The sequence below is a fragment of the Methylocella tundrae genome, assembly GCF_038024855.1.
Lineage (GTDB): Bacteria > Pseudomonadota > Alphaproteobacteria > Rhizobiales > Beijerinckiaceae > Methylocapsa > Methylocapsa tundrae.
This window is the reverse complement of record NZ_CP139089.1, coordinates 2,682,327-2,699,487: the sequence shown is the minus strand read 5'-3', so window position 1 is coordinate 2,699,487 and position 17,161 is coordinate 2,682,327. Positions and strand designations below refer to the sequence as shown.

The 17,161-nt window shown below is 62.3% G+C and carries 13 protein-coding genes; 4 read left to right on the top strand and 9 right to left on the bottom strand.

The genetic code is table 11. The features are described from left to right. Positions 1–128: 128 nt before the first annotated feature. On the top strand, positions 129–398 hold the full coding sequence (locus SIN04_RS14735) for a hypothetical protein (protein WP_134490374.1): 270 nt from the start codon (positions 129–131) through the stop codon (positions 396–398). A 175-nt stretch (positions 399–573) separates the two neighbouring features. Then, entirely contained in the window at positions 574–1,173 is a 600-nt protein-coding gene (locus tag SIN04_RS14730; RefSeq protein WP_134490372.1) for a YdeI/OmpD-associated family protein, read from the top strand. A 52-nt stretch (positions 1,174–1,225) separates the two neighbouring features. Here the strand turns inward: SIN04_RS14730 and SIN04_RS14725 are convergent, their stop codons facing one another. Then, complete coding sequence (locus SIN04_RS14725) at positions 1,226–2,254, bottom strand: lysylphosphatidylglycerol synthase domain-containing protein (protein ID WP_134490370.1); 1,029 nt, start codon at positions 2,252–2,254, stop codon at positions 1,226–1,228. A gap of 235 nt (positions 2,255–2,489) precedes the next feature. Further along, the gene (locus tag SIN04_RS14720) at positions 2,490–2,897 is read right to left on the bottom strand and encodes a flagellar export protein FliJ (RefSeq protein WP_134490367.1); all 408 of its coding nucleotides are present in this window, start codon (positions 2,895–2,897) and stop codon (positions 2,490–2,492) included. Between the two features lie 564 nt (positions 2,898–3,461). Here SIN04_RS14720 and ctrA point away from each other — a divergent pair. Then, positions 3,462–4,163: a response regulator transcription factor CtrA gene (gene ctrA, locus SIN04_RS14715; RefSeq protein WP_134490365.1), complete on the top strand. Its 702-nt coding sequence runs from the start codon at positions 3,462–3,464 to the stop codon at positions 4,161–4,163. Between the two features lie 317 nt (positions 4,164–4,480). On the opposite strand, the gene chpT is transcribed toward ctrA, so the two are convergent. After that, entirely contained in the window at positions 4,481–5,161 is a 681-nt protein-coding gene (chpT, locus tag SIN04_RS14710; RefSeq protein ID WP_134490363.1) for a histidine phosphotransferase ChpT, read from the bottom strand. Positions 5,162–5,483: 322 nt separating this feature from the next. Beyond that, positions 5,484–7,115, bottom strand: coding sequence for an isocitrate lyase (locus tag SIN04_RS14705; protein WP_134490361.1), 1,632 nt, complete (start codon positions 7,113–7,115; stop codon positions 5,484–5,486). A gap of 217 nt (positions 7,116–7,332) precedes the next feature. On the opposite strand from SIN04_RS14705, the gene SIN04_RS14700 reads away from it, so the two are divergent. Further along, positions 7,333–8,772 (top strand): helix-turn-helix domain-containing protein, encoded by a 1,440-nt coding sequence (locus tag SIN04_RS14700; protein ID WP_134490359.1) that lies wholly within the window; start codon positions 7,333–7,335, stop codon positions 8,770–8,772. An 89-nt stretch (positions 8,773–8,861) separates the two neighbouring features. Here the strand turns inward: SIN04_RS14700 and lpdA are convergent, their stop codons facing one another. From lpdA to sucC, 5 genes are all read right to left on the bottom strand, one after another. Beyond that, positions 8,862–10,265, bottom strand: a complete 1,404-nt coding sequence (gene lpdA, locus SIN04_RS14695) for a dihydrolipoyl dehydrogenase (protein ID WP_134490357.1) — start codon at positions 10,263–10,265, stop codon at positions 8,862–8,864. A 140-nt stretch (positions 10,266–10,405) separates the two neighbouring features. Further along, on the bottom strand, positions 10,406–11,641 hold the full coding sequence (gene odhB / locus SIN04_RS14690; RefSeq protein WP_134490355.1) for a 2-oxoglutarate dehydrogenase complex dihydrolipoyllysine-residue succinyltransferase: 1,236 nt from the start codon (positions 11,639–11,641) through the stop codon (positions 10,406–10,408). Between the two features lie 138 nt (positions 11,642–11,779). Then, positions 11,780–14,815, bottom strand: a complete 3,036-nt coding sequence (locus tag SIN04_RS14685; RefSeq protein ID WP_134490353.1) for a 2-oxoglutarate dehydrogenase E1 component — start codon at positions 14,813–14,815, stop codon at positions 11,780–11,782. Positions 14,816–15,063: 248 nt separating this feature from the next. Beyond that, on the bottom strand, positions 15,064–15,948 hold the full coding sequence (gene sucD, locus SIN04_RS14680; RefSeq protein ID WP_134490351.1) for a succinate--CoA ligase subunit alpha: 885 nt from the start codon (positions 15,946–15,948) through the stop codon (positions 15,064–15,066). 3 nt (positions 15,949–15,951) lie between these two features. Beyond that, entirely contained in the window at positions 15,952–17,148 is a 1,197-nt protein-coding gene (gene sucC / locus SIN04_RS14675; RefSeq protein ID WP_134490349.1) for an ADP-forming succinate--CoA ligase subunit beta, read from the bottom strand. Between the last annotated feature and the right edge of the window lie 13 nt (positions 17,149–17,161).

The following is a 17,161-nucleotide window of genomic DNA, read 5'->3' as shown; positions in this document are numbered from 1 at the left end:
CTCTGACGCGCCCCAAACATTAACATTCATTCACGATCGCGTGTTTCCCCGCACAGTCGGGCGGGGCGGGTGGGCTTAACCTTCAGACATCGCCGGAACGAAGCGCGGCGAATGAAGGAGAGAGCATCATGAGCACAGTTCGCAAAACCATCGCCGCTGCCCTTGCCGTCGCGACCCTTGGCCTTGGCGTCGCAGCCTCGAGCACGCCCGCCGCCGCCTGGGGCTATTATCATCCGTGGGGTTGGGGCGTTGGCGGCCTCGCCGCCGGTCTCGCGCTCGGCGCCGCCGCCGCCGCGACCCCCTATTATGATGCCCCGGCCTGCTATTTCAGCCGCCAGCCGGTCGTCGATGGTTACGGCAATATCGTCGGCTATCGCCGCATCCGGGTCTGCAACTGACGATCCCGCTCAAGTTGCGCGGGGGTCTCGCCCCCGGGCAGGAGGCGCGCACGCCGCCTGACGGTCTCGGCCCGGCGGCGTCAGCCTCGCCGGGCCAAAGATGTTGACCGTTTCAAGCAGCGCGGTGAAAATGGCCCCGACGCTCATCTCCTCGCCGCGTCAATGATGAGACGGTATGCCGCCGCCGAAGACCAAGACCGATCTGCCTGTCCTCACCTTCGCCTCAAGCGCCGAATGGGAAGCCTGGCTCGGAGCCCAGCCGTTCACGTCGAAGGGCGTGTGGCTGAAGCTGGCCAAGGCGGCATCGGGCGTTTCGAGCGTCTCGAAGCCGGAAGCGATTGATGGCGCGCTCTGCCACGGCTGGATTGACGGGCAGCTCGACAAATTCGATGCCGACCACTGGCTTATCCGCTTCACGCCCCGCCGTCCCAAGGGAAAGTGGTCCCAAAACAATCGCGAGCGGGCGGTCGCGCTGATCGAACTCGGCCGGATGCGGCCAGCCGGGACGCGGGAGATCGAGCAAGCCAGGCTCGACGGCCGTTGGGAGGCCGCCTATGCGCCACAGAGCAAAGCGACGGTCCCCGAAGATCTGCAATCCGCGCTCGATCGCAATCGAGATGCGAAACGTCTCTTCGACCACCTCGACAGCCACAACCGCTACGTGATCCTGTATCGCGTTCATGAGGCGAAGAAACCCGAGACGCGCGCGCAGCGGATCGAAAGATATGTGGCCATGCTGGCCCGTGGTGAAACAATCTATCCAACCAAGACGTGAGCGGAGCCGAGGCTCGCGCGCATGATCGTGCGCGCGCGTCTAATGGTTCCGATCAGGAAACATCCGCTTGCCGCCGGCCGGGCTGCTTCGCGCCGCCGACCTCCGTAGGGGCGTGGCCGGCCTCGTGATGAAGCGCCTCTTTCAGCTTGTTGCGTTCGAACAGAACGACGACGACGAGCGAGAAAAGCAGCGGGAGGATCAGATAGAACAGCCGCCATACGAGCAGCGCGGTCAGCACCTCGACCTGCGGCGTCGCGGGCATGGCTTTCAGGAACAAAAGCTCGAAGACGCCAAGGCCCCCCGGCGCATTGGAGGCGAGCGCGGCCGAGAACGACGCCACAAATACCGCCAGCACGGCGAAAAAGCCCGGATTGCCGGCTGCCGGAAGGGCGAAATAGATGATCCCCGCTGCCCCGAGCAGTTCGAGCGGGGCGGCGAGAAGCTGCCGGACGGCGATGTCGGGTTTTGGATATTCCAGCCGGAAGCCGCGAATGATCAGCGGCTTCAGGCGGAAAATCGAACCGATAAGATAGGCCGCCACCAGAATCAGCAAAGCCGCGCCGATGGCGAAAGCCGTCGCCGGATTGGTGAGAACGTCCGGGAGCAGGCCGCCGAAGCGCGCAAGCTGATCCGGCTCGAACACCAGAATGAGGCCGCCGACGAGGATCGTGCCAAGGCCGAAGGTGAGCGAACAGAGGGCGACGAGCACCGCGACCTGCGCGGCGTTGAGGCCCTTCGAGTGATAGGCGCGATAGCGCACCATCCCGCCGGAAAAGACGGAGGCGCCGATATTATGCGCAAGGGCGTAGGTGGTGAAGGAGCAGAGCGCGACAAACGCCCATGAAATATGCGTGACGCCAAGGTGACGGAGCGCGATCCGGTCGTACCAGGCGAGCGCCCCGTAAGCGACCAGCGTCGAGGCGATGGCGAGAAGGTAGCGTGAAGGTGGAATGGCGCGCAGCTGGCGCCAGAGTTCCGGCCCGATGTGCTGGCCGCGAAACTCCTGGTAGAGCACAAACAGCGAGACGCCGACAGCCAGCAGGCCGATGGCGGGCCAGACGAAATCGAGAATCCGTTTCATGCCGCTCCCGACGGATTGCGCAAAGTCAGGCGAGGCAAGCGGGGCGCCGCCCGACATTCGCCGAAAAAGGCGGCGGCGAAGGCGCCCGGCAAGGCGCTCTCCTCCGTCTTTCCATTGCTGTCTTAGCCTATGTTGCGCCAAAGGCGCAGGAATTTCAGGGAGAATCGGCAAGGCGCGGCGCTAGCGCGCAGGGGAAGCAGGCTGAATCGGGCCTGTCAAATCTCGGGCTCAAATCTCAGGCCTGGGCGGCGCGCAGGCGCACGGGCGGATTTTCCTGAGGCGCGAGGGACAGATCGCCGACGGGATGAGCGGTTTTTTCCCGGGCGTCGCACCCTTGCGCCTTGCCGAGTTCGGCGATCGCCTCCTCGAGCCGGTTGCGGGCGTCTTCGAGCTGACCCATCAATTCTTCGGCAGAGCGATTGAGATTGTCGCGGCGGGCGCGGGCGGCGCGCGCGTAGGTCGGATAGGCGAAATGGGAGGCGTCGAAAATGCCGGCGCGTTGTTCTTCGATGGCGACTTCCTGCTCGAGTTCGCGCGCAATTTTCGAGAATTCGGCGACCATCGACTCGATTTGCGCAACCCGGCGGCGCCTTTCGTCGACCTGAAACCGCTTGAGGCGAACGAGTGTTTCCTGCAGCTTCATCCTATTTCCACTCCCACTGAGCTTCGCCCTGGGCCGCGCCCGGAAGCGGGCGGCCGCCAAGGCGCTTGCCGGACCCGCTGACCGGCCGTCTTCAAAGCCGGCGATCAAGCCTTGTTCGGCGAGGACCGAATGCTTTTTCGACCAGTGAAGTTTGCAGGAGCAAAGTTGCCCATTCGTTACTGTCGCTGCGCGGGCGGCGAGTTTCAGAGCGATTCGCCGGCTTTTCGCCACGGGGCTTCGCAATTGGCGGGCATACTGGCGCGGCGCTCGGGGGATGGAAGAAGTTTTAGGTGGGAAACCGGGAATTCTTCGTCGCGCAAGCTTGCGCCCGCAGAATGCAGGCGGATGACATAAGCCGTCAGCCATTTGCCAGACGAAAATTGATTCGGGTAGCGCCGTATTAAAATCACCATCGTGAAGGAATGCTTTTATTAACCAATGCCCGTTAAGGTTACGAAACTCGTAGCGAAAGGTTAACGCTCGGAGCCAATAGCGCGCCCGGCCGGGAGCCTCTGGACGATCTCGCGCCGGTAGGCGACCGACGGGGCAAGGTGGGGACCTCAGATGCGCGTTTTATTGATTGAAGACGACAGCGCGACAGCGCAAAGCATTGAGCTGATGCTGAAATCCGAGAATTTCAACGTCTATACGACGGATCTCGGCGAAGAGGGCGTCGACCTTGGCAAGCTTTATGATTACGACATCATTCTGCTCGACCTGAACCTGCCCGACATGTCGGGCTATGAGGTGCTCCGCACGCTGCGAGTCGCCAAGGTCAAGACGCCGATCCTCATTCTTTCAGGGTTCGCGGCGATCGAAGACAAGGTGAAGGGGCTTGGATTTGGCGCGGATGATTATCTCACCAAACCTTTCCATAAGGATGAACTCGTCGCCCGAATCCACGCCATCGTGCGGCGCTCCAAGGGCCATGCGCAATCCGTCATCGCGACCGGCGACCTCATCGTCAATCTCGACCAGAAAACAGTCGAGGTCACCGGCTCGAGGGTTCATCTCACCGGCAAGGAATATCAGATGCTGGAGCTGCTTTCGCTCCGCAAAGGGACGACCTTGACCAAGGAAATGTTCCTCAATCATCTCTATGGCGGCATGGATGAGCCGGAACTGAAGATCATCGACGTCTTCATCTGCAAGCTGCGCAAAAAACTCGCCAATGCGAGCCATGGCCGCAATTATATCGAAACCGTCTGGGGCCGCGGCTATGTGCTGCGCGAACCGCTGGACGATGAGGAGCGGATTACGGCGTGACGCGCCGTCCGCTCGAAGGGGCTCTATGGGTCAGGCGCCCTCCGGGAGGCCGATTTTTGCATTGGCCTCTATAATTTCGGGCGGTTCTGGAAACCGAAAGCGACTTTGGAGACGCTTGACGATCTTTCCGCGCTGAATGATCGCGGTGCGACGGCAAATCGCATTTGTTCACGACAAAAGCCTCTCCCCGCGCGGGGTATTAACGCAGTGTATGTGAGGCAATAGGGGCTTCAAAAACTCCGTGACTTAGGGCGCCGGCTTTTTCGCTGCGCCTCGCAGCTTTCATTGCCGCCCGGAGTTTTGCGGCGCTATTTGCCCTAGGCGGCTACCTCGGCCGCCAGGCGGTCGCTCGCGGGGAAGGCTTCGATGGCGACGAAATCGGGCTCAGTGACCACTTCGAGAGTCATATCGGCCGCCTTGGCGACGAGGCTGGTGTAAAATGGCTGGATGGCGTGGGCGTCGACGGCGTTATGCTCGGGCGCTCCCGCGAGGAGCGAGGGCGTATGGCTCGCGAGCTTCGCGTTCGGTCCTCGTGCGGTGACGCGCAGACGCAATGCGTCTCCCGATGCGCCGGCGTCGCCGGTCGTCACCGTAATGACGCCGCCGCGCGGGATCGCAGCAGCGGCGATGAGGCAAAGATTGAGAATGAGCTTGACCTGGTTTTTCGGCATCAGAACACGCGCCGCGCGCCATTCGATCTGTGTTTTCTGATCAGCGAATAGGCCGCGGGCGACTTTTTCGGCCTCTCCGGTGTCGATCGAGGCTCCCGCCGATCCCGCGGCGCCGAAAGCGAGCCGGCAGAATTGCAGCCGCGCAGAAGCCGTCTCGGCGCTTTTTTTGATGAGGTCGAAAGCGATGTCGCGCATCTCGGCGTCTTTCTCGTCCTCGAGAACCTCGAGTCCGTTGACGATCGCGCCGACAGGGCTGATCACGTCATGGCAAACTCTCGAGCAGAGAAGCGCTGCGAGATCGAGCGCGTCGAGTGCGAAATCCGTCATGAGCATCCGTTCGCGGCTAGAGTCGGCGATGCGCGGCGCCAAATGCATTGCGCGCCCCCACATCTTTGCAGGGAACAGATTAACAAAATGATCAAAAAGCGCCAGCGCCTCGCACACGCTTGAAAATTCGCGGCGCATTGGCGGCGGGGAAGCCGCAGTCGGCCGCCGAAGCAAAGGGCGCGCGCCGGGGGCGGCGCTCCGGTCCTCGGGGGCGAGCTGGTCCTTGAAGCGGACGCCCGGGGGCTCGCTAAATGGCAAGGGCGACCCGGAGCATGATGCTCCGGGTCGCCCTGTTATCTGTCTCAATGAAAGCGCCGGCGCCTTAGCCGAACTGATTCATTGTGTTGTGAGTGCCGCCGGCCTTCAGGGCCGCCTCGCCGGCGAAATATTCCTTGTGATCGTCGCCCATGTCGGAGCCAGCCATGTTCTGGTGCTTGACGCAGGCGATGCCCTGGCGGATTTCCTGACGCTGAACGTTGCGGACATAGCCGAGCATGCCCTGATCGCCGAAATATTCTTTCGCCAGATTGTCGGTGGACAGAGCCGCCGTGTGATAGGTCGGAAGCGTGATGAGATGGTGGAAAATGCCCGCCCGCTTCGAGCCGTCCGCCTGGAAGGTGCGGATGCGCTCATCGGCTTCGGCGGCCAGATCCGTGCGATCGTAGTCGACGCTCATCAGGCCCGGCCGGTCATAGGCGGACACGTCCTTGCCCGCGGCTTTCCAGGCGTCATACACCTGCTGGCGGAAATTCAGCGTCCAGTTGAACGACGGCGAATTGTTATAGACCAGCTTGGCATTGGGAACGACGGCCCGGATGCGGTCCACCATGCTCGCAATCTGCTCGACGTGCGGCTTTTCGGTCTCGATCCAAAGGAGGTCGGCGCCGTTCTGCAGCGAGGTGATGCAGTCGAGCACGCAACGATCCGCTCCGGTGCCGGGACGGAACTGATAGAGGTTGCTGGCGAGGCGCTTCGGCCGCAGCAGCTTGCCATTGCGATTGATGATGACGTCGCCGTTACGACCCTCCCCGGCCGCGACTTCCTCGCAGTCCAGGAACGCATTGTACTGGTCGCCGAGATCGCCCGGCTCGTGGCTGACGGCGATCTGCTGGGTGAGGCCGGCCCCGAGCGAGTCGGTGCGCGTAACGATAATGCCGTCCTCGACGCCGAGTTCGAGGAAAGCGTAGCGGCAGGCGCGCACTTTCGCGAGGAAGACCTCGTGAGGCACAGTCACCTTGCCGTCCTGATGGCCGCACTGCTTTTCGTCCGACACCTGGTTTTCGATCTGAAGCGCGCAGGCGCCGGCCTCGATCATCTTCTTGGCCAGCAGATAGGTCGCTTCCGCATTGCCGAAGCCCGCGTCAATGTCCGCGATGATCGGCACCACATGGGTCTGGAAATTGTCGGCCGCCGCCAGCAGCTCCTGTTCCTTGGCGCCGTCGCCGGCCGCGCGGGCGGCGTCGATGGCGCGGAACATGCCGCCGAGTTCGCGGGCGTCCGCCTGGCGCAGGAAGGTGTAAAGCTCTTCGATCAGAGCCGGCACCGACGTCTTCTCATGCATCGACTGGTCCGGGAGCGGACCGAATTCGGAGCGCAGCGCGGCGACCATCCAGCCGGAGAGGTACAGGTACCGGCGGTCGGTCGTGCCGAAGTGCTTCTTGATGGAGATCATCTTCTGCTGGCCGATGAACCCGTGCCAGCAGCCCAGCGACTGGGTGTAAAGGGCAGGGTCGGCGTCATAGGCCGCCATGTCCTTGCGCATAATCGCAGCGGTATATCTGGCGATATCGAGACCCGTCTGGAAGCGGTTCTGCAGGCGCATGCGGGCGACGGACTCGGGGTTAATGCCGCTCCACGTGCCGTTCTGACGTTCGATGAGCTGCTTCATCTGGGCAATATGGCTTTGATATTCGTTAGCCTGCCCGGGCCCGGAGATCGTGCTTTGATAGTTCATCGTGCGCCCCTCGTCCGGTCTTCAAAGCTGATCGCTTTGCTCATCTTGTTCTCCACAAATCACAACGTTCACAGCAATTGACATCCGCTGATCCAGCGGACGATGTTGTGGCATATAGGCGACAAATTGCTGTTTCAGGCAAGCCATTCGACATAGAATGAGGTGATAGTGTAAACTTCCTTCCTTGTAAATTTGTGTGTCTGCAAAGAGTTTTACAATGGGCGCCGAAACTGGATCAAGGAAGATTTTCGCCGGACCGCGCCTCAAGCGCCTGCGCCGCGAAAGGCGCCTCACACAGGCGCGCATGGCCGACGAACTCGACGTCTCGCCGAGCTATCTCAATCTCATGGAAAGCAACCAGCGGCCGATCACCGTGCAGGTGTTGATCCGGCTCACCGACGTCTATGGCGTCGATCCCCGCGATTTCATGGAGGCCGACGGGGAGCAGTCGGTCGGCGATATGGAGCAAATTCTTGCCGATCCGCTGTTTCGCGACGCCCCCGTGCCGCGCGGCGAGGTGCGCGACGCCGCCGAACATTCCCCGGCGCTCCTCGCCGCCATGCTGCGGCTCTATCGCGCCTATTCGACGGCGCGCGAGGCGAGCGAAGCGGGAATTTTCTCCGGCGCGGACCGCGATCGGGCCGAGCCGCTGCTTGGCGAGAGCCCCATCGAAAAGGTGCGCGGCGTTCTGCAGGACGCCCGTAACCACTTCGCCGACCTTGACGAGGCGGCCGAATCCTTCGCCTCGACCCTGCAGGTCGAGCCGCACGGCCTGTTCCCGGCGCTGACGGACTATCTGCGCATGCGCCACGGCATTCGCGTGCGCGCGCTCCCGCTCGAAGTTATGGGCGATCGGCTGCGCTGGTATGATCATCACCGCAAGCAATTAATGATCTCCGAAGTCATGGACCAGCCGGGCAGGACCTTTCAGGCCGCCTATCAGCTGGCGCTGACAGAATTCGACGGGCTCCTGAATGAAACCGTCGCGCGCCTCGAGCAGAGCGAGGTCGCCCGCAAACTATTGCGCGTCACGCTCGCCAATTATTTCGCCGGCGCTTTGATGATGCCCTACGACCGTTTCTATGAGGCGGCGGAGCTTGTCGGCTATGACGTCGAGGTTCTTGCGGCGCGCTTTGGCGCGAGCTTCGAGCAGGTGGCCCATCGCTTGACGACGCTGTCGCGGCAGACCGCGCGCGGCATTCCATTCTTCCTGCTGCGCGTCGACATCGCCGGCAATGTCTCGAAACGCTTTTCCTCGAGCCGCTTTCCCTTCGCCAATTCGGGCGGCACCTGCGCTTTGTGGAACATCCACGCGACTTTCGCCAATCCCGGCCGCATTTTGACGCAGGTCATCGAGCTGATGGACGGATCGCAGTGGTTTTCCATCGCCCGCACGGTGCGCCGGTCGATTACGCCCTGGGGCGGCATCGAGCCGCGCTTCGCCATCGGACTTGGCTGCGAGATCAAATATGCGCGCCGGCTCGTCTACGCGAGGCGGCTTGATCCCGATGCTCCCGAGGCAACGCCAATCGGCATCAACTGCCGCCTCTGCGAGCGGCCGGGCTGCGCCCAGCGCGCCGCGCCGCCGGCCCTTCGCGCCCTTCTCGTCGATGAATCGACGCGCAGCGTCTCGCCCTTCCCGTTCAAGGATGTGTAGGCGCTTTGTTGGGCGCGCGCATGGTCGGCAACCGGGCGCCGCCCTGTCGATCGGGCGCTTCGGCAACGGTCAAATCGTCCGCGCCTGCCTTACATATGAATCTGCCGCTTCTCCACCGCCAGTGCTGCTTCGCGCATCGCTTCAGAAAGGGTCGGATGGGCGTGGCTGGTGCGGGCGAGATCTTCCGAGGAGCCGCCGAATTCGATCAGAAGGCAGGCCTCGGCGATGAGTTCGCCGGCGCCGGCCCCAAGGATATGCACGCCAAGCACGCGGTCGGTCTCGGCGTCGGCGAGAAATTTGACGAAGCCGTCGGTCTGCCGCATCGCCCGCGCGCGGCCATTGGCGGTGAAGGGGAATTTGCCGACCTTATAGGCGATTCCCTTGGCTTTCAGCTCCTCTTCCGTCGCGCCGACGGAAGCGATTTCCGGCGACGTATAGACGACGGAGGGGATCGCCTCATAATTCACATGCCCGTGCTGACCAGCCAGAATTTCGGCGACCGCAAGGCCTTCGTCCTCGGCCTTATGGGCGAGCATCGGGCCGCGCACGACGTCGCCGAGCGCGTAAACGCCAGGCACATTGGTGGCGAAATGATCGTCGATGACGACCCGGCCGCGCTCCATCGCGACGCCGATTTTTTCAAGCCCGAGCCCTTCCGTGACGGGACGCCGGCCGATTGCGACCAGAACGACGTCGGCTTCAAGCGTCGAGGCCTCGCCCCCGGCGGCGGGTTCGATCGTCACCCTTAGCCGCTTGCCTTTCTCGATTTTCGAGACCTTCTGGCCGAGCTGGAAGGTAAAGCCCTGTTTTTGCAGGATGCGCTGGAACTGCTTGCCGACTTCCGCGTCAACGCCGGGCAGGATGCGATCTAAAAATTCGACGACCGTCACATTGCTGCCGAGCCGGCCCCAGACCGAGCCGAGTTCAAGGCCTATGACGCCGGCGCCGACGACGAGCAGATCCTTCGGCGGCTCCGCCAGACTGAGCGCGCCCGTCGAGGAGACGATGGTTTGTTCGTCGATCTCGACGCCGGGAAGCGGCGTGACGTCGGACCCCGTCGCGATCACGATGTTCCTGGCGGTGATGGTCTGTTTCGTTCCGTCCTCCGCCGTGACCTCGACCTCGCCCGGCGCCTTGATCTCCCCGAGGCCGAAGAAGGACTCGATCTTGTGCTTCTTGAACAGGAAGCCGATGCCGTTGACGTTGGCGCCGACCGTGTCGTCCTTGTGCTTCAGCATGGCCGGCAGATCGAGCTTCGGCTTGTCGACGATGACGCCGAGAGCGGCAAGGTCATGGTTTGCCTCGGCGAGTTTCTCGGACGCGTAAAGCAGCGCCTTCGAGGGGATGCAGCCGATATTGAGGCAGGTGCCGCCATGCGTCTTGGTCTTACGCTTTTCGACGACGGCGACCTTCATGCCGAGCTGCGCGGCGCGGATCGCGCAGACATAGCCGCCGGGGCCGGTTCCAATGACGATCAGATCGTAAGTTGACATGAAGCCTCACAAAATCGACCGCATCCGGGGAAACCGCGCGATGGCGTTTCAAAGGATGGCGGAAGGATGGCGGAAGACGGACCGCGATGGCCCGAGGCAGGACAGGGTCTGGCGTTGATCTTTCCGGGCGGCTCTTGTTTTCAGATATCGAGGACGAGCCGCGCCGGATCTTCGAGAGCTTCCTTGACGCGGACGAGGAATGTCACCGCCTCCTTGCCGTCGACGATGCGATGGTCGTAGGAGAGCGCGAGATACATCATCGGGCGGATTTCGATCTTGCCGCCGACGGCGACGGGCCGGTCCTGGATCTTGTGCATGCCCAAAATGCCGGACTGCGGCGCGTTGAGAATCGGCGTCGACATCAGCGAGCCATAGATGCCGCCATTGGTGATGGTGAAGGTGCCGCCCTGCAGCTCCTCGATCTTGAGCTGCCCGTCCCGGGCGCGCTTGCCAAGGCCCGCGATGGTTTTCTCAATGGCCGCGAGACCCAGCTGATCGGCGTCGCGCACGACTGGGACGATGAGGCCCTTCTCGGAGCCGACGGCGATGCCGATGTGGTAGTAATTCTTGAAGACCAGATCATCGCCGTCGATCTCGGCGTTGATCGAAGGGATCTCCTTCAGCGCGCCGACGACGGCTTTGACGAAGAAGCCCATGAAGCCGAGCTTCGAGCCGTGTTTCTTCTCGAACACGTCTTTGTATTTGGACCGCAGCGCCATCACCTCGGTCATGTCGACCTCGTTGAAGGTCGTCAACATCGCGGCGGTGTTCTGCGCATCCTTCAGACGGCGCGCGATGGTGAGGCGCAGCCGCGTCATGCGAACGCGTTCTTCGCGCTCAGCGTCGGAAGCCGGCGAGGCCGCTCTTGCCTGGACCGGCGCCGGCGCCGGGCTGACAGAGGCGGCCGGAGCGGGGCTGGCGATCCTGGCGAGCACATCACCCTTCAGCACTTGGCCGCGCACCCCGGAGCCTGCGATGGCGGCGGGGTCGAGGCCTTTGTCGGCCGCGATTTTTGCCGCGGCGGGGGACGGCGCCATGATGGGAAGGCTGGAGAGGGGCGCGGCGGAGGCTTTTTCAACCGCCGGAGCCGCCACGGGAGCGGCTGCCGGAGCTTTCGCCTCGGTTTTCGCGGGCGCGCCCGAATCGCTGATCTGGCCCAAAAGCGCGCCGACGCCGACGGTTTCGCCATCCTTCACGGTGATCTCGGCGAGCACGCCGGAAGAGGGCGCATTGACCTCGAGCGTGACTTTGTCGGTTTCGAGCTCAACCAGGGGCTCATCCGCCTTGACAGCGTCGCCCGCCTTCTTGAACCAACGTCCGATCGTTGCTTCGCTGACCGATTCGCCCAAAGTCGGAACGCGGATTTCAATCGTCATCTTTCAATGCCCATGTCATGCTGCCGTGCGAGCATGATCCTGGAAAGAATGAGATCATGCGCTGAATAAAAAGGATTGAGAGCGCGGAGGAAGCCACCGCGCTCGGGGAAGTCACAGGCTGGACGAGCCGTGGCCGGATCAGGGCGCATAAATATCGTCCATGAACGCCTTCAGCTGAGCCAGATGTTTCGACATCAGCCCCGTCGCGGTGGCCGCGGCGGCGGGTCGGCCGGCATAGCGCGGACGCCTCGATTTGCCGCCAACCTGGCCGAGCACCCATTCGAGATAGGGATCGACGAAATTCCAGGCGCCCATGTTTTTGGGTTCTTCCTGGCACCAGATCACCTCGGCCTGCTTGAAGCGCGCGAGGAGATTGACGAGCGCTTTCAGCGGGAAGGGATAGAGCTGCTCGACGCGCAAAAGGTAGACGTCGTCGACGCCGCGTTTTTCGCGCTCTTCGAGAAGATCGTAATAGACCTTGCCGGTGCAAAGGACAACGCGTCTGATCTCGGCGTCGGGCTTAAGCTTGAATTCGGCCGGGAACTTCTCGCCATGATCGCGCAGAACGCGATGGAATGAGGAGCCGACAATGAATTCGTCGAAGCTCGAAACACAGCGCTTGTGACGCAGAAGCGATTTCGGCGTCATCAAAATCAGCGGCTTACGGAATTCACGCTTCAACTGCCGGCGCAGGATATGGAAGTAATTCGCCGGGGACGTGCAATTGGCGACCTGCATATTGTCTTCGGCGCACATCTGCAGATAGCGCTCGAGGCGCGCCGAGGAATGCTCGGGCCCCTGGCCTTCATAACCGTGCGGCAACAGGCAGACGAGGCCGGACATGCGCAGCCATTTACGCTCGCCGGCCGACATGAACTGATCGAAAACCACCTGCGCGCCATTGGCGAAGTCGCCGAATTGCGCCTCCCACAGCACCAGCGCATTCGGTTCGGACAGCGAATAGCCATATTCGAATCCGAGCACCGCCTCCTCCGAGAGCATCGAATTGATGACCTCATAATGGGCCTGTTCGTCGCGGATATGGTTCAGCGGTACGTAGCGCGCTTCCGTTTCCTGATCGTTCAGCACGGAATGGCGTTGCGAGAATGTGCCGCGTTCGCTGTCCTGCCCCGACAGCCGCACGGGGTGGCCTTCATCGACCAGCGCGCCGAAAGCGAGCGCTTCGGCCATCGCCCAGTCGATGCCCTGGCCGGTCTCGATCATCTTGCGCCGGTTGTCGAGCAGCCGGGCGACGGTCCGGTGCACGTTGAAATTGGCGGGCAGGGTAGTCAGGCGCTCGCCGATTTCCTTGAGGCGCGCCGGATCGACGCCGGTGCGCCCGCGCCGGTCGTCCTCGGCGGTGACGAGCGCCGGCTTGAGGCCCGCCCATCGGCCGTCGAGCCAATCGGCTTTGTTTGGCTGATAGGATTGGCCGGCTTCGAACTCGGCGTCGAGGCGGCCCCGCCAATTCGCCCGCAGCTTCTCGACTTCGCCAGCCGCTACGACGCCCTCGGCAAGCAGCTTCTCAGCATAAACGTCGAGCGTCGTGCGATGCGCGCGGATCCTTTTGTACATGATCGGCTGCGTGAAGCTCGGTTCGTCGCCCTCATTATGGCCGAACCGGCGATAGCAGAACATATCGATCACGACGGGCTTATGGAACTTCTGCCGGAACTCGATCGCGATTTTGGCCGCGTAGACAACGGCTTCCGGGTCGTCGCCATTCACATGAATGATCGGCGCCTCGATCATTTTCGCGGTGTCCGACGGATAGGGGGACGAACGCGAATAACGCGGCGAGGTGGTGAAGCCGATCTGGTTGTTGATGATGAAATGGATCGAACCGCCGGTCCGGTAGCCCTTGAGGCCGGAAAGGCCGAAACATTCCGCGATGACGCCCTGGCCGGCAAACGCCGCGTCGCCATGCAGCAGCAGCGGCAGGACATGCGTGCGATCGACGACGTCATGCAACTGGTCCTGCTTGGCGCGCACCTTGCCGAGCACGACCGGATCGACGATTTCGAGATGGGAAGGGTTGGCGGTCAGCGACAGATGGACCCGGTTATTGTCGAAATCGCGATCCGACGAGGCGCCGAGATGATATTTGACGTCGCCCGACCCTTCGACTTCGTCCGGCGTCTGCGAGCCGCCCTTGAATTCGTGAAAGATCGCGCGGTGGGGCTTGCCCATCACCTGCGACAGGACGTTGAGGCGGCCGCGATGGGCCATGCCAATGACGATCTCGCGAACGCCGAGCGCGCCGCCGCGCTTGATGATCTGTTCGAGCGCCGGAACAAGCGATTCGCCGCCGTCGAGGCCAAACCGCTTCGTGCCGGTATATTTGACGTCGAGAAACTTCTCGAAGCCCTCGGCCTCGATCAGCTTGTTCAAAATCGCGCGTTTGCCCTCGCGCGTGAAGCTGATTTCCTTGCCGGGGCCCTCGATGCGCTCCTGCATCCAGGCCTTTTCCGCCGGATCCGACATGTGCATGAATTCAAAGCCGATCGTGTCGCAATAGGTGCGGCGCAGGATCGGCAGCATTTCCCGGATGGTGGCGAATTCGAGCCCGAGCACATGATCGAGGAAGATCTTGCGATCATAATCGGCCTCGGTGAACCCATAGGTCGCAGGATGCAGCTCTTCATTGTCTCTTGGCCGCTCGATGCCGAGCGGGTCGAGCTTTGCGTGTAAATGTCCACGCATGCGATAGGCGCGGATCATCATCAGGGCGCGCACGGAATCGCGCGTCGCGCGCTGAACGTCAGGCCCAGGGACGGCTGATCCGGGTTTTGCTTCGATCGCTGGTTTCGCTTCGGCCTTCTGGTCGCCCTTGGCGGCGGCCTTGGCTGTGAGGTCGGGCTTGCCCCAATTGCCGTCGAGCGCGGAGATCAGTTCGCCGTTCGGCGTGAGCGGCCAGTTGGGCGCGCGCCAATGCGGTCCGTTGGCGCTGGTCTCGACCGCCGCGCGTTCGTCGTTGAGCTGTTCGAAAAAGCTCCGCCATTCGGGATCGACGGCGTTCCGATCGCGCTCATAGGCGGCCTGGAGCTGTTCAACATAGGCGGCGTTGCCGCCGTAAAGAAAAGAAGTCTGCGCGAATTTGGCGTTCGGCTCCGAGCGGCCCGCGCTGGCCCCTCCCGAACCATTCGCCGTATCAGTGCCATTCTGGCGCGCCATGTGTCTCGTCCTTAAATTTCGGCTCGTGCCTTAGGCCGCGAAGCCAGACAAAGCGCCGGGGCTAAAGTTCGCCCGGCGTGATTGTCGCCTGTCTACTAGATTAACCTATATGTTCTTGCTCACGCGCTTAAATTACGGCCACACGTTTTTCAATTTTTCGGTATCGCGTCTATGCGATATAATGAATTACATTATCCCAATTGGACGGCGCATCTTCTGTTTCGACGCGCCGGCCAGAAATTTTTTCGCTACGCGCGGAGCAGCTCGGCCAATGTCGCGCCGAGGCGAGCCGGCGACGGCGAGACGCGAATGCCGGCCGATTCCATCGCCGCGATCTTGTCTTCCGCGCCGCCCTTGCCGCCCGCGATGATTGCGCCGGCATGGCCCATGCGCCGGCCGGGAGGCGCCGTGCGCCCGGCGATGAATCCGACCATCGGCTTCTTGCGGCCGCGCTTGGCCTCATCCTTGAGGAATTGCGCGGCGTCTTCTTCGGCAGAGCCGCCGATCTCGCCGATCATGATGATCGAGCGCGTCTCAGGATCGCCCAGGAAGAGTTCGAGAATCTCGATGAATTCAGCGCCCTTGACGGGATCGCCGCCGATGCCGACGGCGGTCGTCTGGCCGAGATTTTCGCGGCTGGTCTGAAAGACCGCCTCATAGGTCAGCGTGCCGGAGCGAGACACGATGCCGACGGAGCCCTTCTTGAAGATGTTCGCCGGCATGATGCCGATCTTGCTTTCGTCGGCTGTCACGACGCCCGGGCAATTCGGGCCGATGAGACGCGATTTGGAGCCGCAAAGCGATCGCTTGACCTTGATCATGTCTTCGACCGGAATGCCCTCGGTGATGCAGACGATGAGGGGGATTTCGGCGTCGATCGCCTCGCAGATCGCGTCCGCAGCGCCTGGCGGGGGAACATAGATGACGCTGGCGTCGGCGCCGGTCGCCTCTTTGGCTTCGACGACCGTATCGAACACCGGCAATCCGAGATGCGTCGTGCCGCCCTTGCCGGGCGAGGTGCCGCCGACCACCAGGGAGCCGTAGGCGATCGCCTGCTCCGAGTGGAAGGTGCCGTTCTTGCCAGTGAAGCCCTGGCAGATAATCTTGGTGTCCCTATTGATGAGGATCGACATGTCCTAAACTTTCTTGACGGCGGCGACGATTTTCTGAGCCGCGTCGTCGAGATCATCGGCCGGAATGACGTTGAGGCCGGACGCGGCGATGATCTTTTTGCCGAGGGCGACATTGGTGCCTTCGAGGCGCACGACCAGCGGCACGGTGAGGCCGACATCCTTCACCGCGGCGATGACGCCTTCGGCGATCACGTCGCATTTCATGATGCCGCCGAAGATATTGACCAGAATGCCTTTGACCTGCGGGTCGGAGGTGATGATCTTGAAGGCCTCGGTCACCTTCTCCTTGGTCGCGCCGCCGCCGACGTCGAGGAAGTTCGCCGGCTGCGCGCCATAGAGCTTGATGATGTCCATGGTCGCCATGGCGAGGCCGGCGCCGTTGACCATGCAGCCGATTTCGCCGTCGAGCGAGATATAGCTGAGATCGTGCTTCGAGGCTTCGATTTCCTTGGCGTCCTCCTCCGATTCATCGCGTAGCGCGAAAATCTCCGGGTGGCGGTACAGCGAATTGGAATCAAACGATATTTTAGCGTCGAGACAGATGAGCCGGCCGTCCGCCGACACGATCAGCGGATTGATCTCGAGCATCGCCATATCCTTGGCGACGAAGGCCTCGTAAAGCTGCGCCGTGAGCTTTCCGGCCTGTTTGGCAAGGTCGCCGTCAAGGCCGAGGGCCTGGGCCACGCGGCGGCCGTGATGCGGCAAAACGCCTGTTGCGGGATCGACCGAGAACGTGACAATCTTCTCGGGCGTTTTATGGGCGACTTCCTCGATGTCCATGCCGCCTTCGGTGGAGACAACAAAGGAAACCCGGCTGGTGGAACGGTCGACGAGGAGAGAAATATAGAACTCCTTGGCGATGTCCGAGCCTTCTTCGAGATAAAGGCGATTGACCTGTTTGCCGGAAGGGCCCGTCTGCACCGTGACGAGCGTTCTGCCGAGCATCTGACCGACGAAGAGCTCGACCTCCTCGGGGGATTTTGCGAGGCGCACGCCGCCTTGCGGCCCGGCTTCGGTCTCCTTGAAGCGGCCCTTGCCGCGTCCGCCAGCGTGAATTTGAGATTTCACGACGAAGAGCGGCCCTGGGAGTTCAGCGGCGGCGGATCGTGCGGCGCTCTTTTCCAGGATAGGAACGCCGCGCGAAATCGGGACGCCGAATTCCTTCAGCACGGCCTTGGCCTGATATTCATGAATGTTCATGCTGTCTTCTCTT